This is a genomic window from Algoriphagus boritolerans DSM 17298 = JCM 18970 (assembly GCF_900108085.1).
Taxonomy (GTDB): domain Bacteria; phylum Bacteroidota; class Bacteroidia; order Cytophagales; family Cyclobacteriaceae; genus Algoriphagus; species Algoriphagus boritolerans.
Genome location: NZ_FNVR01000001.1, coordinates 198989 through 221774 on the forward strand (window position 1 = coordinate 198989; position 22786 = coordinate 221774).

At 43.8% G+C, this 22786-nt stretch carries 18 protein-coding genes; 14 read left to right on the forward strand and 4 right to left on the reverse strand.

Annotated features, from left to right (window positions below; genetic code table 11):
- Position 1: 1 nt before the first annotated feature.
- Entirely contained in the window at positions 2 to 2179 is a 2178-nt protein-coding gene (gene recQ, locus C4S61_RS00840) for a DNA helicase RecQ (RefSeq protein ID WP_103922903.1), read from the reverse strand.
- A gap of 97 nt (positions 2180 to 2276) precedes the next feature.
- Between recQ and C4S61_RS00845 the strand changes: the two genes are divergently transcribed.
- Entirely contained in the window at positions 2277 to 3245 is a 969-nt protein-coding gene (locus C4S61_RS00845; protein WP_103922904.1) for a KpsF/GutQ family sugar-phosphate isomerase, read from the forward strand.
- A gap of 6 nt (positions 3246 to 3251) precedes the next feature.
- On the forward strand, positions 3252 to 4328 hold the full coding sequence (locus C4S61_RS00850; protein ID WP_103922905.1) for a mannose-1-phosphate guanylyltransferase: 1077 nt from the start codon (positions 3252 to 3254) through the stop codon (positions 4326 to 4328).
- A gap of 488 nt (positions 4329 to 4816) precedes the next feature.
- Here C4S61_RS00850 and rlmB read toward each other — a convergent pair whose 3' ends face one another.
- Both rlmB and C4S61_RS00860 read right to left on the reverse strand, forming a co-directional pair.
- Positions 4817 to 5593, reverse strand: a complete 777-nt coding sequence (gene rlmB / locus C4S61_RS00855; protein ID WP_103922906.1) for a 23S rRNA (guanosine(2251)-2'-O)-methyltransferase RlmB — start codon at positions 5591 to 5593, stop codon at positions 4817 to 4819.
- Positions 5566 to 6801, reverse strand: coding sequence for a GWxTD domain-containing protein (locus tag C4S61_RS00860; RefSeq protein ID WP_103922907.1), 1236 nt, complete (start codon positions 6799 to 6801; stop codon positions 5566 to 5568). Before C4S61_RS00860 ends, rlmB begins: the two co-directional genes overlap by 28 nt.
- 61 nt (positions 6802 to 6862) lie before the next feature.
- On the opposite strand from C4S61_RS00860, the gene C4S61_RS00865 reads away from it, so the two are divergent.
- Positions 6863 to 7639, forward strand: a complete 777-nt coding sequence (locus tag C4S61_RS00865; protein ID WP_103922908.1) for a class I SAM-dependent methyltransferase — start codon at positions 6863 to 6865, stop codon at positions 7637 to 7639.
- A 264-nt stretch (positions 7640 to 7903) separates the two neighbouring features.
- On the opposite strand, the gene C4S61_RS00870 is transcribed toward C4S61_RS00865, so the two are convergent.
- A complete protein-coding gene (locus C4S61_RS00870; RefSeq protein WP_103922909.1) occupies positions 7904 to 10888 on the reverse strand; it encodes a glycosyltransferase family 117 protein in 2985 nt (994 codons plus the stop codon).
- A 169-nt stretch (positions 10889 to 11057) separates the two neighbouring features.
- On the opposite strand from C4S61_RS00870, the gene trxA reads away from it, so the two are divergent.
- The 11 genes from trxA to C4S61_RS00930 all read left to right on the forward strand — a co-directional run bounded on the left by trxA (position 11058) and on the right by C4S61_RS00930 (position 22785).
- Positions 11058 to 11378 (forward strand): thioredoxin, encoded by a 321-nt coding sequence (gene trxA, locus C4S61_RS00875; RefSeq protein ID WP_103922910.1) that lies wholly within the window; start codon positions 11058 to 11060, stop codon positions 11376 to 11378.
- 90 nt (positions 11379 to 11468) lie between these two features.
- Positions 11469 to 12893, forward strand: coding sequence for an MBL fold metallo-hydrolase (locus C4S61_RS00880; protein WP_103923147.1), 1425 nt, complete (start codon positions 11469 to 11471; stop codon positions 12891 to 12893).
- 105 nt (positions 12894 to 12998) lie between these two features.
- The gene (locus tag C4S61_RS00885; RefSeq protein WP_103922911.1) at positions 12999 to 14414 is read left to right on the forward strand and encodes a hypothetical protein; all 1416 of its coding nucleotides are present in this window, start codon (positions 12999 to 13001) and stop codon (positions 14412 to 14414) included.
- A 27-nt stretch (positions 14415 to 14441) separates the two neighbouring features.
- Complete coding sequence (locus tag C4S61_RS00890) at positions 14442 to 15023, forward strand: YeeE/YedE family protein (protein ID WP_103922912.1); 582 nt, start codon at positions 14442 to 14444, stop codon at positions 15021 to 15023.
- Between the two features lie 34 nt (positions 15024 to 15057).
- Complete coding sequence (locus C4S61_RS00895; RefSeq protein ID WP_103922913.1) at positions 15058 to 15546, forward strand: DUF6691 family protein; 489 nt, start codon at positions 15058 to 15060, stop codon at positions 15544 to 15546.
- Positions 15547 to 15790: 244 nt separating this feature from the next.
- The gene (locus C4S61_RS00905) at positions 15791 to 16963 is read left to right on the forward strand and encodes an MFS transporter (RefSeq protein WP_103922915.1); all 1173 of its coding nucleotides are present in this window, start codon (positions 15791 to 15793) and stop codon (positions 16961 to 16963) included.
- On the forward strand, positions 16960 to 17673 hold the full coding sequence (locus C4S61_RS00910; RefSeq protein ID WP_103922916.1) for an acyl-[acyl-carrier-protein] thioesterase: 714 nt from the start codon (positions 16960 to 16962) through the stop codon (positions 17671 to 17673). Before C4S61_RS00905 ends, C4S61_RS00910 begins: the two co-directional genes overlap by 4 nt.
- 138 nt (positions 17674 to 17811) lie before the next feature.
- A complete protein-coding gene (locus tag C4S61_RS00915) occupies positions 17812 to 18864 on the forward strand; it encodes a c-type cytochrome (protein ID WP_103922917.1) in 1053 nt (350 codons plus the stop codon).
- A complete protein-coding gene (locus C4S61_RS00920) occupies positions 18861 to 20219 on the forward strand; it encodes a hypothetical protein (protein ID WP_103922918.1) in 1359 nt (452 codons plus the stop codon). Before C4S61_RS00915 ends, C4S61_RS00920 begins: the two co-directional genes overlap by 4 nt.
- Before the next feature lie 374 nt (positions 20220 to 20593).
- Positions 20594 to 21580, forward strand: coding sequence for a fatty acid desaturase family protein (locus tag C4S61_RS00925; RefSeq protein WP_200820516.1), 987 nt, complete (start codon positions 20594 to 20596; stop codon positions 21578 to 21580).
- Between the two features lie 11 nt (positions 21581 to 21591).
- Positions 21592 to 22785, forward strand: coding sequence for a DEAD/DEAH box helicase (locus C4S61_RS00930; protein WP_103922920.1), 1194 nt, complete (start codon positions 21592 to 21594; stop codon positions 22783 to 22785).
- Position 22786 lies beyond the last annotated feature (1 nt).

Here is a 22786-nt window from a genome sequence, read left to right on the forward strand (position 1 = left end):
TTTAATTGGCATGCTCTGAGATAAACTTGATCCGATAGACCCGCAGTTCGTCTTCTGCAAAATCTTCTTCTCCCAGTTCTTCCAGGGCAGCTTTTATATGATCGCTTTCTGCATTCATGAAGTAATCGTGAAGGATGTCTTCCCGTTCCTCATCCATGATGTGATGAATGTAGTAGTCGATGTTAAGTTTAGTTCCGCTATAGGTGATTTGCTCGATTTCCTGAAGCAATTCACCCATGGTAATATTGAGATTCTCTGCGATCTCATCCAGGTCGATTTTGCGGTCAATCTGCTGGATTATCGAAATTTTCACCTTGGATCGGGTTCCGGCGGTTTTTACAACTACCTCTGCAGCTGTTTCAATTTCGTTTTCTTCTACGTAGTTAGAGATAAGTTTGAGAAAAGGCGCACCAAACTTGGTTACTTTTCCCATTCCCACGCCGTTGATTTGCGCAAGTTCTTCTTTTGTCGTAGGATAGGTGGTAGCCATCTCCTCCAGTGAAGGATCTTGGAAAATAATGTAAGGAGGAAGGTTTTTGGACTTGGCTACACGCTTTCGCTCTGCCTTGAGCAGTTCAAAGAGCTTCTCATCATAAGCGGCAGCTGTATTGATCAGCATATCCTGTCTCTCTGCTTCAGATTCCTTTTCGAAGTCATGATCCTTAAACAAATCTACCGAATAAGGCGAATCCATGAAATCCAATCCTTTCTGTGTGAGTCGAAGAATCCCATAGTTCTCGATGTCTTTTTCCAAAAGCGCAGTAATCATGGCCTGCCTGATAACAGAAGTCCAGTGTTTTCCGGATTCTCCTTTTCCTTTTCCAAAGACGTCAAGCGTGTCATGCTTATAGCTTTCGATGTATTCGTCCATCTCTCCCAAGATCACTTTGACCAGGTGGTCCATACTGAATCGTTCGTTGGTTTTTTGGACTGCCTCTAAGGCTATCAAGAGGTAATCCATGCCTTCAAACGTCTCTCTTTCTCTCTTGCAATTATCACAGAAACCGCAATCCTCATTAAGGATCTCTCCAAAGTAATTGAGAATAAATTTTCGCCGACAAACTCCGGTTTCGGCAAAAGCCGCCATCTCCTGAAGCAGGAGTTTGGCATTTTCTCGCTCAGTTACGGCTTTATCCTTGTTGAACTTGTCCAGCTTGACGATGTCCTCCTGTCGGAAAAACATCAGGCAATGTCCTTCCAGGCCATCCCGACCTGCCCGGCCTGTCTCTTGGTAATATCCCTCAAGTGACTTGGGCACATCGTAGTGAATCACATATCGGACATCCGGCTTATCGATTCCCATTCCAAAAGCAATAGTGGCTACGATCACATCCAATTCTTCATTGAGGAAGTCATCCTGGGTTTTGATTCGAACTGAAGAATCAAGACCCGCATGATAAGGGGCGGCATTGATCTGGTTTACTTTCAGCAGTTCGGCGATTTCTTCTACTTTTTTTCTGCTGAGGCAATAGATAATTCCTGACTTTCCTTTGTGTCCTTTGATGAATTTGATCAGCGCCTTTTTGGATTCATTCTTCAACTTAGGCCTTACCTCATAGAAAAGGTTGGTTCGGTTAAATGAAGATTTGAACAAATCTGCCTCTTCCATTTGAAGATTGCGCTGGATATCCTGCTGTACTTTTGGTGTAGCCGTGGCAGTCAGCGCTATAATCGGAAGATTTGGGGCAATTTGTGCGATGATAGACTTGATTCGTCGATATTCAGGTCTGAAATCATGTCCCCATTCGGAGATGCAATGTGCCTCATCGATGGCCACAAAACTGAGATGCGCCGATTTAAGAAAGGCGATATTCTCTTCTTTGGTCAAAGATTCCGGTGCTACATATAGTAACTTGGTGATTTTCTTCAGAACCTCGCTCTTCACCTTTGTTGCCTCAGCTTTTGTTAAGGTGGAATTAAGAAAATGGGCATTTACTCCCACTGCATTCAGCTGGTCCACCTGATTTTTCATCAAGGCAATCAAAGGAGAAATCACAATAGCTGTTCCCTCCGATACTACCGCCGGGAGCTGATAGCACAGCGACTTGCCAGCCCCGGTAGGCATGATCACAAATGTATTTCGTTGATTCAGCAGGTTGTCTACGATGAGTTTCTGGTTTCCCCGAAACTGGCTGAATCCGAAGATTTTCTTAAGATCTGCTTTTACTTTTTCTTCCACGAGAAGAATTGGCTTAGTAGGTGAAAATTGCCTGTAAACAGGAATGAACGATTAGTTTTTTACCTTTGTACAAAATTAGTGATTAACGCAGGTAAAATTGAAATTAGCTAAAAATATTAGAAATACAGCCACTCGGGTTTTGCAAAATGAAGCAAATGCCATTTTAAATCTGATCGATGGGTTGGACGGTGATTTTGAAGCTTCTGTGGAGCATATTCTGAATTCCAAAGGACGCGTGGTGATTACGGGAGTTGGCAAAAGTGCCATCATTGCAAATAAAATAGTTGCTACGTTGAATTCTACCGGGACACCTGCACTTTTTATGCATGCCGGAGATGCGATTCATGGCGACCTTGGGATGATTCTGGAAAATGATATCGTTATCTGTATCTCAAAATCCGGTAATACCCCTGAGATTAAAGTGCTTGTTCCCTTATTGAAAAAGCTGGGATCGATCTTGGTAGCGATGGTATCCAATACGAATTCCTACCTCGCAGAGCAGGCAGATTTTGTGCTCAATGCCACGATTGGAGAAGAGGCCTGTCCGCACAATCTGGCGCCTACAACGAGTACCACGGCTCATTTGGCTTTAGGAGATGCCCTGGCAGTTTGCCTGCTTGAGGCTAGAGGATTTACTCCCGATGATTTTGCCAAATATCATCCTGGTGGATCCCTGGGCAAACAGCTATATCTGAAAGTAGGGGATGTGCTTTCGAAGGGAGTGATTCCTGTAGTGGCTGAAGATGCAGGCGTGACTGAGGTTATTATTGAGATTTCGGGAAAAAGATTGGGCGCAACAGCGGTAATTGATGCGCAGGGAAAATTGACAGGCATCATTACCGATGGCGATTTGAGACGGATGCTGGAGCGAACGTTGGATATCCAGGGGCTTCAAGCCAAAGACATCATGACTATGAACCCAAAGACTATCTCAAAGGATGAGTTTGCCATTCGTGCCCTGAATCAGATGCGTAATCACAATATTACACAATTAGTGGCCATGGATGGGGAAAAAATCGCGGGATTTGTCCATATTCATGATCTGATGAAAGAAGGAATAGTATAACCCATCATGCAGGATAAACCCTACGTCGTGATTATGGCGGGAGGAATCGGATCAAGATTCTGGCCCTACAGCAGAAATAATCGCCCCAAACAATTTCTGGACATCCTAGGTACAGGCCGTAGCTTGCTCCAGATGACTTATGACAGATTTCGGGAAATCGCTGAACCGAAACAGTTTATTGTGGTCACCAATCAAAATTACCTGGACATTGTTCGCGAACAATTACCGGAGTTGAAGGTGAGCCAAATACTGACAGAGCCCCTACGAAGAAACACAGCTACCTGCGTAGCCTATGCGGCCTATAAAATCCATGCTTTTGATCCCGAGGCGATGCTGATTGTCACTCCGGCTGATCATTTAATTTTGCAGGAAAAGAAGTTTATAAACACCATTTCCAGAGCTCTTCAAGCAGCTCAGGAGGCAGGAAGGCTGATTACCATTGGGATCAAGCCCAATCGGCCTGAGACGGGATACGGCTATATTCAATACCTGGAAGGTGACAATGGAACTCCAGCTTTGAAAGTGAAAACTTTCACTGAAAAGCCAAATTCCAAACTCGCAAAGACATTTTTGGACAGCGGGGATTTTGTCTGGAATTCGGGAATGTTTGTTTGGAAAGTGACCAGTTTACTGGATGCGTTCTCGGAGAATATGCCTGACGTCGCTGAAGTGTTTGAGGATGGAGATTCACATTTTGGTAAGCCAACAGAGCAGGAGTTTATCAATAGGGCCTACTCCATGGTGAAAAATGTATCCATAGACTATGGAATCATGGAAAAGTCAGACAAGGTCTATGTCATTTTGGGAGACTTTGGTTGGTCAGATTTGGGTTCTTGGCATAGCATTCATGAATTGCAGGAAAAAGACGAGAACAACAATGTGGTCGAGGCCAATGCTTTGCTCTATGATACCAAAAATTCCTATCTGAAAATGGACAGTGAAAAACTGGTAGTGGTGGAGGGGCTCGACAATTACCTGATCAATGAAACCGATAATGTCCTCCTGATCTGCAAGCTTGGTGGGGAAAAGAAATTCCGGGATTTTGTAGCCAATGCCAAAAAGAAAGGGGAAGACTTTGTTTGAATTTAGTTATCTCAATTTTTCATAGCATTAGGTTTTTATCTTGTATGATTATCTTCAATGACACCACTAGGCAAATTAAATTAGTAGATATGAAGGTCAATTTTTGGTAGCCTAAGATCCGAAGGATCGTAACAATTCATAACCCCTAGTGTAGCTGGGTGCAAAGTCAATATAATAGAAAAAGAGCCCTGAAGGGGTGACATGGTGAAGTTTCACCCTTTCAGGACTCAAAGGAGGGGGATTTTCAATGGCTACCCTGCACTTCGTACAGGGTCATGAATGGTTTGGCTCCTTCGGAGCTACTTAAGAAGGAGAATTGAAATTTTGTAAAAATATCGACTTCATGAATCTTATCCTGCTTTCACTTTAGTGCTGATGCAATTGCGGATATACATATTATCTTGTTTCAACGTTCAATTCTCAATTGCTAAAAATCAAATTTCAAGTTTTGAAATAAAGCAATTTGAAAATTGCTCATTGCTGATTGCTCATTTTTTTCGCTGTCTGATCGCCTCATAGATCGCAATACCTGCTGAAACTGACACATTCAAACTCTCAATATGGCCTGCCATTGGGATTTTTACTTTGTCGTCCACAATTCCAAAAATTTCCTGAGAAATCCCGTCTTCTTCTGATCCCATGATCAAGGCCACAGGAGAAGAAAAATCAGCCTCATACATCGTTTTTTCGGTTTTCTCTGTGATAGCCACCAGAGTCAAGCCCATTTTCTGCAAATCTCTGCAAGTGTAAAACAGATTTTTCACTCTAGCCACAGGCAGAAAATTGAGTGCTCCGGATGAGGTTTTGATGGCATCGGAGTTGATTTGAGCACTTCCTTTTTCCGGAATGACGATGGCATCCACACCGGCACATTCAGCGGTTCGGGCGATCGCACCAAAATTTCTCACATCGGTAATATGATCCAAAACCAAAATCAAGGGCGATTTTCCCTCCGCAAAGCAGTTGTCGATGACATTATCAAGCGATGCATAGACGATGGAGGACATCTGGGCGACGACACCCTGATGATTTTTACGGGTGATACGATTGAGTTTCGCATCCGGAACTCTGACGACAGGGATCTTTTCTGCTTTGCAAAGCTGAAGTAATTCCTTGATCAGGTCGCTGTTCAGCTCTTTCTGAACGAGTACTTTGTCGATTTCCTTGCCGGCATGAATGGACTCCATGACTGCTCGGGTACCAAAAATAAAATCTTTTTCGGCGGCTCTTTTTTCGATTAGAAAGCCATCCTTCCGCTTCTCCATTGGGAAATGTTTTTGAACCAAACCGGCTGATAAGCGCGAGATCTGTTCAGGGTGTAGAAATGTGGGCTAAGTATTGTTTTAGCCCGCGCAAAGGTAAACCTAATTTTCGAGGTTGCGTCCATTCCTGCATAGGACCAGACCTCACGGTCCAGGTAAAAGTTTACTTCCTGAGGAGGTCCCATGACGATGTAGACCATTCCCCGATCCGTTTTCCAGCCTTCTTTGAAGTCGGTGAATAGAATATTTGAAAACTCAACCATTCGGAAGTAATTGCGAATTAGCTCCTTGGCTGTTTCAGGATTTCGGGCCAGATTGATCCAATATTCATCCAATGCCCTTTTTTTATCTTCTGCCAAAAGCAGGGCTTCGTGTTCTTTTCGGGTGGAGATGTAGGTGACCATTTGTACCATTTCTTCCCAGTCCTTGACTTTGGGAAAGGACTCATGGGTTGTCTTCAGTAGAAGTCCTGTGGAAGCAGCGGTATCAGTTTGGAAAAAATAATACCCCTCTTCATTTAGATCTTTTGGGATGTTGGCCAGAAAATCGCCCATATTAATTACGTTGAGTTCCTTAGGAATGTCTGCCGGTCTCGTTTCCATGGGAGGAAAAGGAACATCAAACTTCATAGGATAAAAGAACGAATGAATTGTGGGCGATTTTACCGTTTTGAAGAGCAAGGATTCACCCTTATTCAGGTAGTTTTGGTCGAAAGGGATTTCATTGGCATAGTAGGCTCCAAAATCCGGTTGATCCAATACATAGGGGCTTTTTAAGTCGGTATGAAAGACGTATTCATCACCCTGTCGGGTATCCAGGACCGTTAATAGGGCTATTGCTGTTTTCTGGCTTTGTGGGATTTCCACCGTTTTTTCAAAAATCCAATGTCTTTCAGAATTAGCGGTGAGGTCATTTTCGGTGAGTAGATTAGTTTGATCGGAGAGAATTTCCTGCTCGTAGGAATTCAAGATAGCATAGCTGAAACTGAAATTGTTAAACGCAGGGTTTTCCTCGATTTTTTCAATCACAAACTGCACTTTAAAACTTTCCTCGCTGGTTTTGACCGGGATGATTTTCAGCCCCAATCTGGAATAGAGTGAGTAGCGCAGCGCCTGATCAATGGAGGAAAGAGTTTTTTGAGCTAGTGCTAGGTTGACTGAAAATAAAGAAGTGACTACCAAAAGGAGAATTGAGCAGCGGATTCGATTCATTAGGTCTTGATCTCGGTTTTTAAAAATTAGACTTACTTTTGCCAAAATACTAAAATTTAGAATGGCTACCTATACAACGGAAATCGCTTCGGACAAGTTGATCAGCGACAATCCAATTCATCAGCGTCTTTTGAAAGCCTACATCGCGGCTAAGCCTTGGATAGCAGGAGACTTGTTGGAAGTCGGCTGTGGTGAGGGGAGAGGAGTGGAGGAGCTTTTGCCCCTGTCGGATAGCTACATCGGTCTGGATAAAATCGGAGAGGTGATCGATATGCTGAAGGCTAAATTTCCCGGAGTGGATTTTCGTCAGACCGTTATTCCACCTTTTGTCGATTTCAAAGAAAATTCTTTTGATACCATTGTGAGTTTCCAGGTAATTGAACATATCCCAAATGATAAACTTTTTCTTCAGGAAATCTATCGAATGCTGAAACCGGGAGGTAAAGCGATCATTTCTACCCCAAATATTACCCACACGCTCTCCCGCAATCCCTGGCACGAGCGGGAGTATAAGCCCCAGGAATTGATCGATCTGGCGGCCGGTATTTTCGATCAGGTGGAGGCCAAAGGTATAGGCGGCAATGACAAAGTTTGGGCTTATCATGATGCTAATCGCAAGTCGGTTCAGCGGATCATGCGTTTTGATATTTTTGATCTTCAGTACAAGCTCCCGGCTGCTGTTTTGAGAGCTCCTTATGAGATTCTCAATCGGTTGAACCGAAATAAATTGCACAAGCAACAGGGGAGATCCGTAGTGGAAATCACGCATCAAGACTATCCGCTCGTGGAGGATCCTGCAAAGGGTTTGGATTTGTTTTATGTCCTTTGGAAAAAGTAGGTTTTTTGCTGCCAAGACACTAAGACATGAAGTTTGTTAAGTTTGGTTCGTGATTACTAGCAAAGAAAAAATATATTAAAGTTTAAAAAGGTAAAAACTCAGAAATTCAAGGAAAGACCTTTAAAGTTTTGAATCACTTGCGGACTTTTTTTAGAAAATCTGTGAGAATCTGTGTCTTTTTCTGCGTAAATCTGCGGGAAAATTTTAATCACAAAAAAGGCGAGAATCAAATCCTCGCCTTTTACTTTTTATTATATATCGCAATTACCTTCTTTCCAAAACTCCAGGTTCGGCGCTTTCAGTTCCGATCAGACTTTCCAGTCTGAGTTTTAGCGTTTGAGCTTCTTCTTGATAGCCTCTTTCTTCCAGCAGAGGGATGAAGTATTTGACCATTTCGATAGAGATCATCATGTCTCTGTCATAGCCTCGGTCTTCCCTTTGATAAAACTCGATCATGTCGAGCGATCGCTTGGAGATCTTATCGATGATGTCCAGTGCTTTTTCGTCTTCACCCACTTCAAAGAATAACGGTACCGACTGTCCGCTGCTCAGGTCATACGGCATCGCCTCATGAGGGATGGTTTCCAGACCATAGTTTAGCAAAGTAGCAGCCTGCTCCATTTTGTCCTCATCCAACAGGGCCATGGCGATGGTATTAAGCGAACTTCTGTGGTTGGAAGCAAATCGTCTGTATTCCTCGTCCAGGTAAGCGTTCGGGTCATTCATTCCACGGAAGGCAAAATTCTCCATGTAATTCTTATAGGCAAGGTCCGTATTGACCAATTCTTCACGGATGAAGTCCGGCTTTCGAATCGGCAAAAGTCGATACGTCATTCCTTCCATGACCACATGATCTTCTATATTAATTCCAATGGAAGAAAGTGAGGTGTTATTGAAGTAGATCGGCCGCTCCCAGTTGTTGCTCACAATCAGGTCTATCAGCATCAACGTGCCTTTTGTGACGTATTGGCCTTTTACCTGAAGGTTTATTTGTGGGGTAAACAGCTCCTTGAATTGAGGCGGTACTAGCTCATCATTAGTCGCGAAGCTACTGTCCACTTCCAGGATCAAATTGCGGGAAGGAACCATATTGACCACACTTTTTCCTCCTGTTTTCATTTTAAGCAGATCTGAGCCTGAGTTTAGAAGCTTAAGGTATTCTGAAGCGGAGATGGCATTCAGGTTTTCCTGCTCCATGACATAAAGCACGTCATTGGTTCCTTTTTGGTAGCGCTCAGGTATTAATGAAAATGGAAGCGGCTCAGACTCATTGACCGGTCGGGTCATCTGCTGCACGTACCAATCCGTGTCGAAATAGCTCAAGACAATGACGCGGACGTCAGTTCGGAAATTCTCCACTTCCTGCACGTACCAAAGCGGGAAGGTGTCGTTGTCGCCACCGGTGAAGAGAATCGCGTTAGGAGCACAAGAGGCCAGGAAGTTTCGAGCCGAATCCACAGAGAAGTAGCGTCCCTTTCTGTTGTGATCGTCCCAGTTTTGTGCGCCCATAAGTCCAGGTACAGGCAGCGTAATCAAGGTCGCAATGACTGCTCCAGTCGAGAGGTTTTTGGTCGCTTTTCCAATCCCATGTGCGATTGCCAGCACGCCCAGTCCGGCCCAGATTGCAAATGCATAGAAACTACCGACGTAGATGTAATCCCGCTCACGTGGTTCGATAGGGGGGGAGTTGAGATAGAGTATCAATACTACACCCATCATCAGGAATAGCATCAGATTGACGTAGAAATATTTCGGGTCTTTTTTGGCCTGAAAGAAAATTCCGATCAATCCAAGGATCAGAGGCAACATCAAGTAGTTGTTATGTCCCTTATTTTCCTTGATGTAATCCGGGTATTTGTCGCCAAAGGCATCTGTCAGACCAATCCAGGGAGCATCCATGAAATCACTTTCCCTACCTGAAAAATTCCACATGAAATAGCGCCAGTACATGTGTCCCAACTGATGGCTAAACATGAAGTAGAGGTTGTCTCCGAAGGTCGGTTCTTGACCTTCTCTCAACCCAAGCTTTGATCGATAGATTCGCTTGTGATTTTCCTGAGTGGAGTAGATTCTTGGTAGAATGGTCGTCTTGGCAGGATCGTAGGTATTTTTCAGTTCGTAATCGACAATCTCATACTTGTCTTTGCCTTTCATGTAGATCGGATCTCCCTCTACCTGATCGACGAGTTGCGCGGTGAAGTACTGTCCGTGAAGCAGGGGACGGTAACCATACTGCTCCCGCTTTAGGTATGAGACAAAGCTGATGACATCTTTTGGTGCATTTTCATTGATGACCGGATCCTGATTGGATCGCACGATGATCAAAGTATAGCTACCGTAGCCAATCAGGATAAAAACCAAAGACAGCAAAGCCGTATTGAGGAGTACTTTTTCTTTTTGAATCGAGTAGCGAATGGCAAATACCAATGTACCGAGAAAAAGAATGATGAAAAAAATGATACCCGACCCAAATGGTAATCCCATGCTGTTGACAAAGAAAATCTCGACGGAGGCTGCGAGGCTTGGAAGTCCGGGGATGATCAGGTTATTGATGATGATCAGCGCAACTCCGCCAAGGAACATGGCATAAATAGCCCCTTTCAGTGTAGCATTTTGGTATTTTTTGAAATAATACACCAAGGCCAAAGCCGGCAAAGTCACTAAGTTTAGTAGGTGAACGCCAATTGAAAGACCTACCAAATAGGCGATAAAGATCATCCAGCGGTTTTCCATTTGTGGATCCTTGATCACTTCCCACTTCAGAAATGCCCAAATCACGATCGCAGTGAAGAAGGAAGACATCGCATACACTTCCGCCTCCACAGCCGAAAACCAAAAACTGTCGGAGAAAGTATAAATCAGCGAACCCACAATGGCGGATCCCATCAGTGCGATGGTTTGGCCTTTGGTTTCTTTACCCTCTTCGATTGCAAAGATTCTTTTTCCAAAAAGTGTAATCGACCAGAATAGAAACAGGATGGTAAATCCAGAGAACAAGGCGCTGCCGATATTCATCCAATAGGCCACCTGAAGACCATCTCCCATCGCGAAAAACCCAAACATCCGATAGACGAGCAGCATCAAAGGTGCTCCCGGAGGGTGAGGCACTTGAAGCTTGTACGAAACTGCGATAAACTCTCCCGGATCCCAGAAACTTGCGGTTTGTTCCACCGTGAGAATGTATACCAAGGTCGCAACGGCAAAAATTACCCAGCCGGTGACATTATTGATCTGCTTATAATTGAGCATTAAACGGAAAATTAGTCGGGGCGAAAATATGAAAATTTACTCCATTTCAGGTTTTTTTAGCACTTTTTAAAAGTTCTGAACCACTATGCAAATCTGTCCTGTGACAAAAATTACTGTGTAATGTCACGGCAGTATTTATTTTTGATGTGTATTTCAACTAGCAGTACTTATGAGCACGCAACCAAAAACATTTCAGGAACTTATTGACGGGGAAATTCCCGTCCTGGTAGATTTCTTTGCTACCTGGTGTGGTCCTTGTAAAATGATGCAGCCGATCCTGGAAGACACCTCGCGTCAGCTTGGGGACAAAGTGAAAATTGTCAAAGTTGACGTGGATAAAAATCCACTTGCTGCAGGTAAATTTCAGGTCAGGGGTGTTCCCACTCTCATTCTCTTTCACAAGGGAAAGACAATTTGGAGACAGTCAGGAGTAGTTCCTGTTCATCAATTGGTGCAGGTTATCAATTCAAACCTGATGGCAAATGCCTGATCTCAATGTGACAAAAGTCATTTTGAATTCAGTTCTCGGAGAATAATTTTGAATGAGTTTGAAGAAGCAACCAAAAAACCAAATCATAAAATGAAGATCGAACAAATCTATACCGGATGTCTGGCACAAGGTGCATATTACATTGAGTCCGACGGCGAAGCTGCGATCATTGATCCATTGAGAGAAGTTCAGCCCTACATTGAGAAAGCTGATCGGAGAAATGCAAAGATTAAATACGTTTTCGAGACGCACTTTCACGCAGACTTTGTCTCCGGTCACCAAGATCTCGCCGCAAAAACAGGTGCTGATATTGTTTTTGGGCCAACAGAAATGAAGATGGGTTTTGATGCTGTAATAGCAAAAGATAATCAGGAGTTCCAGCTTGGTAAAGCAAAAATCAAGGTAATCCACACCCCCGGACATACCATGGAGTCTTCCTGTTACCTGTTATTTAATGAAGAAGGAAAAGCTGAGGCAATTTTCACCGGGGATACCTTGTTTATCGGAGATGTAGGACGTCCGGATTTGGCTCAAAAAGTCATCCCTGACCTGACTCAGGAAAAGCTTGCCGGTCATCTTTATGATTCGTTGAGAAATAAAATCATGCCTTTATCGGATGATTTGATCGTCTATCCAGCGCATGGTGCAGGCTCTGCATGCGGCAAAAATATGAGCAAAGAGACTTCGGATACCTTGGGGAATCAGAAGAAAACCAACTATGCGCTTCAGCCAATGAGCAAAGAGGCCTTTATCAAAGAAGTGTTGACTGGATTGACTCCTCCTCCTGCCTATTTTCCTCAAAATGTGATGATGAATATCCAGGGCTATGACAGCATCGATGTAGTGTTGGAACGAGGAATTCATCCATTGACTCCGGCTGAATTTGAAGCAGCCGCCAATGAGACAGGAGCGCTGATTTTAGACACCCGTGATCCTCAGGTCTTTGCCAAAGGATTCATCCCTAACTCGATCAATATCGGCATCGACGGAAGTTTTGCCGTATGGGTAGGGGCGATGATTCCGGATCTGAAGCAGGAAATCCTGGTGGTGGCAGAAGAAGGTCGTGAAGAGGAAGTGGTTACCAGACTGGCACGAGTAGGATACGATTATTGCTTAGGCTATTTAAAAGGTGGATTTGACGCATGGAAAAATTCACCAGACCATGAAGTGGATTCGATTACTTCGATCACCGTGGACGAATTGGCCAAAATCAAAGAAGGTGATGCCGAGGCGCATATTCTGGATGTGAGAAAGAACTCAGAGTTTCTGTCAGAGCATGTCCTGGGTGCAGAAAACGCCCCTTTAGATTACATCAACGAAAGCATGCTGAAAGTCGATAAAAACAAAACGTACTATGTGCACTGTGCCGGTGGTTATCGATCCATGATCTTTAATTCGGTACTTCGGGCTAGGGGATACGACAATCTGATCGACATAGCCGGAGGCTTCCAGGCGATCAAAGCTTCTGAGAAGTTTAAGATTTCGGACTACGTCTGCCCAACTACGCTTCTATAAGGTAAATAACCGTTTATTCCAGTGAAAATGGCAAGCTTTCGGGCTTGCCATTTTTAATTTAAAGATATCCGATGTGATCAAAGTCACATGATTTAGCAGCCCAACATGGAGAAATTTGCACTTGCTTTCAAAGCGACGGCGTCACTATTAATCTTACTCTTGTTAGGTGGGATTGCGGCCTATTCACAACATCAGGAGAAAAACACCCATGATTCAACTTCCAATGAAATGTTGTTCGGAGATAAGTTGAAAACAGGAACTTTCGAATTTCACCTCAGATCCTATTTCATGCATACTGAAAATCAAGCCGATTTGCTGGATTATTCCACTTGGGGTACCGGCGCTGGTTTGGGTTATTTCAGCCCGAGATGGAAGGGCTTGGGGATTGGGTTTAGTGGGTTCTTTGTCTTCAGACACTTTGAAACTAATCTGACCCGTGTAGATCCTGCTACCGGATTGCGAAATCGGTATGAGCTGACCCTCTATGATGTGAATCATCCTGATAACCGACATGATATGGACCGCTTGGAAGAGTTCTTTATTTCTTTCGAGAAAGAGAAGGTTTCCGCTTGGTTTGGAAGACATCACTTCGAAAGTCCACTGTTGAATGCCTCTGACAATAGAATGCGTCCAAATTTATTCAGTGGTTTATCTGTGGATTATCGGCCTGGAAAGGTACGATTAACAGGAGCTTGGTTTACGCATTTGATTTCGAGAGGGTCGCTTGAATGGCTTTCTGTAGAAGAATCGGTAGGGCTTTACGATACCGGAAGAAACCCTACAGGTTCGGATGAAGACTACCACCACCACCTTGGCTCCAAAGGAATCGGTGTGGTTGGTTTGGAGTATGAAAAAGAAGGGCTTCAGCTCAAGTCTTGGACTTACCTGGCGGAGGGGATTTTCGCTACCTCCTTTGCGGAAGCTACAGGGAATTCATCGATTAAGAATGGAAGCAGGTTTCTCTATGGGATTCAGGGATTTTACCAGTCTTCGGTCGGTGGCGGGGGGAATCCCGAGGTATTTCGTGCTTACACATTACCGGGTGAAAAAACCTTCGGAGGGGGTTTGCGAACTGGAATTCATTTTGGGCAATCGGAGCTTACTTTAAATTACCTGGGAATTTCAGATACCGGCAGATTTCTGTTTCCCAGAGAGTGGGGAAGGGAAAAGTTCTTTGTGAGTATGCCGAGGGAGCGATTTGAAGGAATGGGAGGCGTCCATGCTTTGGGAATTCTGTATGATCAAACCTTCATTCATGAGAAAATGAAAATTTCACTGGGAGTCAGCCACGTGCAAACCCCGGACCTGGAAAATATTGAATTGAATAAATACGGCTTGCCAAATTATTATCACTTCACGGGATTAATTGATTATCGATTCAGTGGTCTCTTCAAAGGACTTGATTTGCAGTTTTTGGTGGCGAATAAGAAAGAAGACCGAGACAGGAAGATTCCCCTTGAGTATGTGATTAATCGGCTGAATATGACCAATTATAATTTGATTTTGGATTACAGATTTTAACTAAAAAAAGAAAATAACTAAATACCTATGAACCGATTTATTGAATGGATTTCTCAGCCTTGGCCCTGGTACGTGGCAGGGCCGATGATAGGCTTGACTGTACCGGCACTGTTGATTTTGGGAAATAAGACCTTCGGGATATCATCCTCACTTCGTCATATCTGTGCGGCCTGCGTGCCAGCAGGTATACCTTTCTTTTCCTACAATTGGAAAAAGGAGGTTTGGAATCTTCTGTTTGTCCTGGGAACAGCCATCGGAGGCTTTATCGCGATGAATTTCTTGGCTAACCCTGATACGATCGTTATTTCTGAAGCGACGCAGTCCGATTTAGCTGCGTTGGGCATTACTGATTTTAGTGCTTTGCTACCGGCTGACATATTCTCTTGGAGCAATCTGTTTACAGCTAAAGGCCTGTTATTCTTCGTTGTTGGAGGGTTTTTGGTCGGTTTTGGTACCAGGTATGCGGGAGGTTGTACCTCAGGACACGCAATTATGGGGATCAGTTCTCTTCAGTGGCCATCTTTGGTGGCAACCATTTTCTTTATGATTGGTGGCTTTCTGATGACGCATGTTCTGTTGGAGCCTTTGATGAAATTAGTTGGTTTTTAATTAGATAGATATACTAAATTAGTAGTTAAAAAATATGAAAGTAGCAGAAAAAACAGCAATACAGGATCCGCATTGTGTGGCTCCCAATCTCAGTCAAAACCGCGATAAAGGCCTTGAGCTTCTAAAATACCTGATTCTTGGGACCATCTTCGGAATTGTCTTTGTCAAAGCAGAGATTATCTCATGGTTTAGAATTCAGGAAATGTTCCGTCTACAATCCTTCCACATGTATGGAGTGATTGGATCTGCGATTGTGACGGGGATTATCTCCATCCAATTGATTAAGCGGTTGAATATCAGATCTATTCATGGAGAGCAAATAGTTATCCCGGATAAAGTGTTTAAAAAAGGACAAGTTATAGGAGGATTTATTTTCGGCCTCGGCTGGGCCTTGACTGGCGCATGTCCGGGACCTTTATTTGCCCAGATCGGAAGTGGGTATACCGTCATATTGGTTACCTTAATTTCCGCCCTTGCCGGTACTTGGGTCTATGGAAAGTTTGCTGACAAGCTTCCAAATTAAAAAAACTTAAAGACACGAGCCACTTTCGAAAGGAAGTGGCCTTTTTAGTTAAATACTTTTTTGATGATGATTCTGATGAAAACGATAATCGTTATCAGGATGACCCCTACAATCACAAATTCCATGAGCTTTGTTTTCGGGCAGAACCAGCGGAAAGGGATAATAGTTTTTGCAAATTCAAAAACAGCCCTAAAACCATTCGATTATTTTTAAATTTGGCCGCCTATTAAACTTTCCCATTACAATGAATTACCTGTCTAAACGCCGCACAGCTCTTGGATCCATGTTTTTTTTCGTAGGACTTTGTTTCGCGAGCTGGGCTGCGCGGATTCCTGATATTCAGGCCAAATTTGACCTTTCGGAAGGGGAACTGGGCACCATGTTGCTTTTCCTCCCCTTGGGTTCCCTCTTTGGACTTCCTTTGGCAGGTTGGGCAGTTCATCAGTTTGGAAGTAGAAGAGTGATCATGGTTGGCAGTTTTGCCTACGCCATGACTTTACCTTTGATCGGCTTTAGTCCCACTATTTTATTTTTGATTCCTGTACTGATCACCTATGGATTACTAGGTAATGTGATGAATATCTCACTGAATACCCAAGCACTGGACCTGGAGGATCAAATGGGAAAAAGCATACTGGCCTCTTTCCACGGACTTTGGAGTACAGCCGGATTTGTGGGAGCTGGATTGGGAGCAGGGATGATTTTTCTGAGTTTTGCACCCGAACTTCATTTCACCATTGTGACTGGGATTTCGATTGTGATTATTCTTACTGCTCAACGTTTCATCGTCAAGGACCGAAAAGTATCAGAAGGAGGAGGTTTGGTTCTGAAGCGGCCGGACGCCTTGCTTCTGCGCATCGGAGTGATAGCCTTTCTGGGAATGATGTGTGAGGGATGCATGTTTGATTGGAGTGGGGTTTATTTCAAAAAAGTAGTTATGGCAGATCCTTCGCTGATAGCGCTGGGGTATGTTGCCTTCATGGGATCGATGGCATCCGGAAGGTTTATCACAGATAAACTTGCAGCGCGATATACCAAAGTGGCTGTCATACAGCTTAGTGGTGCCTTGATTTTTATCGGATTAGCCTTGTCGGTAGCTTTCCCCAATATTTGGGTGGCAACGATTGGGTTTTTGCTGGTTGGCTTTGGGATTGCATCCATCATTCCGCTTTCTTACAGCATCGCAGGGCGATCCAAACTGTACAGTCCCAGTGTTGCATTAGCTTTGGTGTCTACGATTTCTTTCTTTGGATTCCTGTTGGGACCACCTTTGATCGGATTTATTGCTGAACTGTTTGATTTGAAAACTTCCTTTGCCCTAATTGCCGTCAATGGGATAGGAATCACTCTGCTTTCAAGTTTTAGGAAACAGGTTTTTTTGATTCCTCAGAAAATCAAAATAGCTTCAGCTTCATGATAATTCCGGAGAATCTCCAGTTTCAACTTCCTTATGAAGTGGGTTCTTTTCAGGTACAGCCTGACGGAAAAATCAGCCTGACTTCCTTGGCTGATTTGCTGCAGGAGATTGCCTGGAAGCATGCGGATTCAGCTGATTTTGGGAGAAATCTTCAAGAATCCAATCAAATGTGGGTGCTAGCCCGACTCGAAATCAACCTACTGGAATTTCCCAAATGGGGACAACAAATCCAGCTCTTCACAGGTGGTCGGGGAGCGGATAAATTATTTGCTTTTCGGGAGTTTTTGATTTTGGATCATAATGATGAAGTGTTGGCCCGAGCCATGTCTTCCTGGTTGTTGCTGAATTCGGAATCCAAACGAATCCTCAAACCGGAATCGGTTCTGCCATCCGAGCTTTTTGATCCGACAAAAAAGCCGGATTGGCAACCGGGGAAGATTTCCATTTCCGGGGACTTAATCGCCACGGAAACGGTGCAGGCTCGATTTTCCGATTTGGATCTCAACTATCATGTGAACAATACGAGTTATATTCGGTGGGTGGAAAATTTACTTTTTGATCAAGGAGTGAGACCTGACTCGCTTGCTATAAATTACCTTTCTGAGTGTGTAGCGGGAGACCGGATTTCAATAAGGCTTTACAGAAGCGAATCTTGGTTTTCGGTGGAGGGCAAAGTGGGGGATAAGCTTGTTTTCACTGCCAAAGTATGATTTCTCCACTCGAATAGTTCCTCGGAATTGGTCCTTTTCAGGCATTCGACCTGATGCTTTTGGTGTCATGTGACCACTGTCACAGTTTTTGAATTCAGGAAATCGTGATTTTTGTATATTACCGTTGACTAAAATTCCATGATGCAGCCATTCATCAAACTGATCACTTTGCTAGTTGCTTTATTAGGTCTAGCCACAGCCTTAGTTGGAGTGATAGGTTTTATTGTGTTTTTATCTTACTCAGGCATCCAGCTGCCAAGTCTTGCAGGTGAAGACAATGCCGTTCCTCAGCCTGTTGCCGAAGTGCCGATCCCCAAAGCCCTGGCTGATCCGGCAGGAATGTGGAGGGCCCCGGATTGGCCATCGGTAGATTTCGAACCCAATGCTGCGGATATTAAATATGGGAAGGAACTCGTAGCAAATACATCCGAATACCTTGGTCCAAACGGGAAGGTAAAAGCAATTTCCAATGGAATGAATTGCCAAAACTGTCATCTCCAAGCCGGTACAGTTCCTTTGGGAAATAACTATGGGGCTGTAGCGTCAACCTATCCCAAGCTGCGGGCTCGATCAGGAACGGAGGAGGATATCACCAAGCGAATCAATGACTGCTTTGAGCGGAGTCTAAACGGTCAAGCGCTTGCCAAAGACTCAAAAGAAATGATCGCTATGGCTGCCTACATCAACTGGTTGGGTAAAGATGTGCCAAAAGGGGAGATTCCAGCCGGATCCGGAATTTATGAAGTTCCTGCTATGGATCGTGCTGCTGACCCGATTAGGGGCAAATTGGTTTATGATAGGCAGTGTCAAAGTTGTCATGCAGCGGATGGTCAAGGGATGCCCCGACCGGATGGGAAGGGGTATATCTACCCACCACTTTGGGGGAAAAACAGCTACAATCACGGAGCAGGCTTGTTTCGGCTATCCAGATTTGCCGGCTTTGTGAGGGCTAATATGCCTTTGGGGGCAACTTTTGAAAATCCAATGATTTCTGATGAAGAAGCTTGGGATGTAGCTGCCTATGTCAATAGTATGGACCGTCCTGTAAAAGATTTGTCACAAGACTGGCCTGATATATCAAAAAAACCAGTAGATCATCCATTCGGGCCATTTTCTGATGAATTTACCGAAGAGCAGCACAAGTTTGGTCCGTTCAAACCCATCCGTGAAGCCCGGGCAAAATCCAAATGATCAACCGAATTCCGCTTCTTATTGGCTTCGTTTTTGGCTTGTTTATCGATGGATTGGCCCAAAATGAGGAAAAGAAAGTCAGTGTCAATCCGGATTTTCATTTTCGTTCCTTCTGGATGAATACGCATTATCCCGGACAGGATTATAAGGAAGATTATGCCTTGGGAATGAGCTTTAATCTAGGGGCAGTGTTGAATTATGATCAAAAATGGAAGCTTCATCTTGGCTACCGGACTTTCGCCAATATTACCAGTTCGGAAATAGGGGGACCTGACCCCAGGACGGGACAGCCCAACCGATACGAGACTGGGCTTTTTGATCTTTTAGATACAGAAGATAAGTTTTTTGGAAAATTGGAGACGTTTTCGCTGGAATACTCGACCAAAAAAATTGGAATTACAGCAGGCAGGATGGGAATCAATTCAGACTGGATCAATGCACAGGACGGAAGACTTTCTCCTACAGCGGTTGAAGGCATTAATGCATGGTTTGCACCCGATTCTTTATGGAAATTTTCAGTTTGGGGAATAGGAAAATTGAGTATCAGGGGCAGCAGCGAATGGCTCGCGGTAGGGGAAACTGTGGGGATTTATCCAGTTGGAAGAGCGATTACAGGTAAACCTGCACAGTATTTTGGAAACACTGAAAGTGACTGGCTGGGGATTTGGGAAGTAGACAGGAAACTGGGAAAGGACGCCAAAATTCATTTTTCCAACACCCTTGCTGACAATCTTTTCTCGACTTATTGGGCAGGGTTTGAGAAAAACCGAAAAGTGGAATCGGGCATCTTCACCTTTGGTGTGCAGGGTGGTTTTCAGCATGGATTGGGCCAAGGAGGGAATGCTGTCTTGGATTGGAAATACAAGGATCCGGAAGATCGGAATTATGCGGTTTCTGGAAGATTAGGTTGGAAAAACCCAAAATGGATCACTCACCTTAATTATACACACGTGGGAGGTAAAGGCCGATGGCTGAATCCTCGGGAATGGGGAAAAGATGCTTGGTATACCTTTGTCCCAAGGGAACGAAATGAAGGATTTGAAGCCGTGGATGCAATGGTGATCTATGTTGAGTATCGATTTGGGCAAACACCAATTTCTATTTATGGCCATCTAGGTTTCCATTGGCTCTCTGATACCAAGAATGCGGCCGCAAACAAATATAATTTTCCGAGCTACAGCCAATTTAACGGAGGATTGAAATACCGACCAAACAAGCATAGAAATCTGGATTTCCACTTCCTGATTGTGAGTAAAGAGCCTTGGGGAAGGAGTGAATTGACACCAATTCAGATCTATAATAAAGTAGAAATGCTGCATTTCAACGGTATTGTCAACTGGAGATGGAATAGATAATTTGGAACAGGATTAGGAATTTTGGTTTCCTATCGCCACCTTTGTCGTATCGAATAAATGTTTTCGATACTTGGTGACAAGTCAGCAACGGTGATACACCTGCTTAAGTAGCAAATCAAGAGTTCTCCATTACAGGTTTTACTTCTTTTTCTTCTACTTTTTTAATTCATCAAATGACTCCGGTTATTTACAGAATTAAAACCTGCAGTTTACAAACTTTAAGAGAACTTTAGATTTCATTTACCCTAAATACCTTTCCTATTAAGACGATCCGATTTTCGGAATCAGAATTATCTGATTTCTCAATAACTCTAAAGAGCAGAGTTAACAACTACTTCAAAACAACCCAAAAATCAAAATTTGCAAATGGAGAAATGATCATCAAGACCATTGTCATGGTGTCACTCTATTTCACTCCCATCATTTTAATTACGACAGGAGTTGCAAATCAAACCTGGCAACTCTTTGCTTGCTATATCCTTAGTGGTTTTGGAATGGCTGGAATCGGGATGGGCGTGATGCATGATGCTATTCATGGATCATTTTCCAAAAACCCTACTGTCAACAGGCTCCTCGGCTATACGCTCAATATGGTAGGGGCAAATGCGACAGTTTGGAAATTACAACACAATGTGCTTCACCATTCCTACACGAATATTTCAGAAGGCGATGATGACATCAACGCACCGTTTTTCCTGAGATTTTCACCCAATGCAGAAAAGAACTCACTGCATCCTTATCAGCACTGGTACACCTGGTTTTTCTATGGATTGTCGACTGTTTCTTGGGTGACTTCCAAAGACTTCGTTCGTTTGACCCGTTATTACAATATGGGATTGCTGAAGGGTAAAAACGTCTACAGAAACTCCGTATTAAAGATTATTGCCTGGAAGGTGGTGTATTTCGCCTTCATATTAGGCTTACCTATCGCATTTTCCCCTTTTGGTGTGGGGGAAATTTTACTGGCCTATTTAGTACTCCATTTTATCACAGGTTTGAGCATTTCGCTGGTCTTCCAGACGGCTCACATCATGCCAAATGTGGATTTTCCTGAATTAAATGAGCATGGTATGATTGAAGGTGAGCGCATGCTACACCAATTGGCTACTACTTCTAATTATTCCGAAGGAAGCCGGGTTTTTGCCTGGATGATCGGAGGATTAAATCATCAGGTAGAGCATCACTTGTTTCCCGATATCTGTCATGTACACTATCGGAAAATTGCACCGATTGTAAAGGCCACTGCGGCTGAATACAACATCCCTTATCATACAAAAAAGACATTTTTTCACGCTTTGAAGTCGCACTTTGAAATGCTCCGTTTTCTGGGCAATTCTGAGATGGTACCTGCCAAAGCTTGATTTACCAAAACATGAATAATACCAGAAAAAACACAGTGCCTTCCAACTCTTCCCGGCCAGGGAATATGGACAGAAGACAAGTGAAAAAGAAAAAGGAGTCCACATTGGATCCAAGGCTTTTTGTCAAAAAAGCCAAACCAAGCGGTCAGGCTGGTTTTCGTACCGAAAAATCATTTGAGACCTTAAACCTAAATCCGAGACTTTTGGCCAATATTCTGGCAAAAGGCTATCAAACGCTGACCACAATCCAAGAGCAATCCATTCAGCCCCTGCTCGAAGGGCGCGACATAATGGCGATTTCTAAGACCGGTTCCGGTAAGACTGCTGCTTTTTTGATTCCGATCATTGAGCATGCATTGAAGGATTCCAGAAATTATACGGCTTTGGTGGTCACTCCGACCCGGGAACTGGCCCTTCAGATTGAAGAGGAGTTCAAAAGTCTGGTGGTAGGATTACAATTGTATTCGGCCACATTTATCGGTGGAACCAATATCAATTCTGATTACAAGCAGCTGGAGCGGAAGCTTCAGGTGGTGGTAGGCACTCCGGGGAGACTATTGGATCTGTCTGACAGAAAGCTGTTGAAGCTGAATCAAGTCACTACCCTCGTACTCGATGAGTTTGACCGGATGCTAGACATGGGATTTGTCAACGATGTGAAGAAACTGATAAACCTGATCGGAAAGCGTGATCAGACCCTGCTTTTTTCAGCGACTTTGGAGCCAAATCAAATGCAGCTTATTTCTGCTCTTTTGAATAATCCCATCGAAGTAAAGGTGGAAAACTCGGGTGGAACCAATGAAAATATCGAACAGCAAACTATCCAGGTGCCGGCTGGTGCTGAGAAGTTTGACCTCCTTTCCGGACTTTTCAAGAAGCCTGAATTGGATAAAGTAATCCTGTTTACAGAAACTAAGAGACTGGCCGACAGGCTGGCGAAAAAGTTGAATCAGGTCGGCATCGCTGCAGGACAGATTCATGGAGATAAATCCCAGAATTTTCGAAACAGAATGATCGAAGATTTCAAGAAAGGGAATATACGGGTGCTGGTAGCTACTGATGTGGCTGCGAGAGGAATCGATGTAGCTGATGTCTCTCATGTGATCAATTATCAGCTACCGATGACCATGGATGCTTACATCCATCGTATCGGCAGGACTGGACGGGCCGGCAAAGTCGGTCACGCCATCACTTTTGTAAACTAAA

Coding starts and splice junctions, on each gene's coding strand:
- C4S61_RS00920 (WP_103922918.1), top strand. CDS start 18,861: ATGATCAACCGAATTCCGCTTCTTATTGGCTTCGTTTTTGGCTTGTTT.
- C4S61_RS00925 (WP_200820516.1), top strand. CDS start 20,594: ATGATCATCAAGACCATTGTCATGGTGTCACTCTATTTCACTCCCATC.
- C4S61_RS00915 (WP_103922917.1), top strand. CDS start 17,812: ATGATGCAGCCATTCATCAAACTGATCACTTTGCTAGTTGCTTTATTA.
- C4S61_RS00870 (WP_103922909.1), bottom strand. CDS start 10,888: ATGCTCAATTATAAGCAGATCAATAATGTCACCGGCTGGGTAATTTTT.
- C4S61_RS00885 (WP_103922911.1), top strand. CDS start 12,999: ATGGAGAAATTTGCACTTGCTTTCAAAGCGACGGCGTCACTATTAATC.
- C4S61_RS00910 (WP_103922916.1), top strand. CDS start 16,960: ATGATAATTCCGGAGAATCTCCAGTTTCAACTTCCTTATGAAGTGGGT.
- C4S61_RS00905 (WP_103922915.1), top strand. CDS start 15,791: ATGAATTACCTGTCTAAACGCCGCACAGCTCTTGGATCCATGTTTTTT.
- rlmB (WP_103922906.1), bottom strand. CDS start 5,593: ATGGAGAAGCGGAAGGATGGCTTTCTAATCGAAAAAAGAGCCGCCGAA.
- trxA (WP_103922910.1), top strand. CDS start 11,058: ATGAGCACGCAACCAAAAACATTTCAGGAACTTATTGACGGGGAAATT.
- C4S61_RS00880 (WP_103923147.1), top strand. CDS start 11,469: ATGAAGATCGAACAAATCTATACCGGATGTCTGGCACAAGGTGCATAT.
- C4S61_RS00860 (WP_103922907.1), bottom strand. CDS start 6,801: ATGAATCGAATCCGCTGCTCAATTCTCCTTTTGGTAGTCACTTCTTTA.
- C4S61_RS00890 (WP_103922912.1), top strand. CDS start 14,442: ATGAACCGATTTATTGAATGGATTTCTCAGCCTTGGCCCTGGTACGTG.
- C4S61_RS00850 (WP_103922905.1), top strand. CDS start 3,252: ATGCAGGATAAACCCTACGTCGTGATTATGGCGGGAGGAATCGGATCA.
- C4S61_RS00895 (WP_103922913.1), top strand. CDS start 15,058: ATGAAAGTAGCAGAAAAAACAGCAATACAGGATCCGCATTGTGTGGCT.
- C4S61_RS00930 (WP_103922920.1), top strand. CDS start 21,592: ATGAATAATACCAGAAAAAACACAGTGCCTTCCAACTCTTCCCGGCCA.
- C4S61_RS00865 (WP_103922908.1), top strand. CDS start 6,863: ATGGCTACCTATACAACGGAAATCGCTTCGGACAAGTTGATCAGCGAC.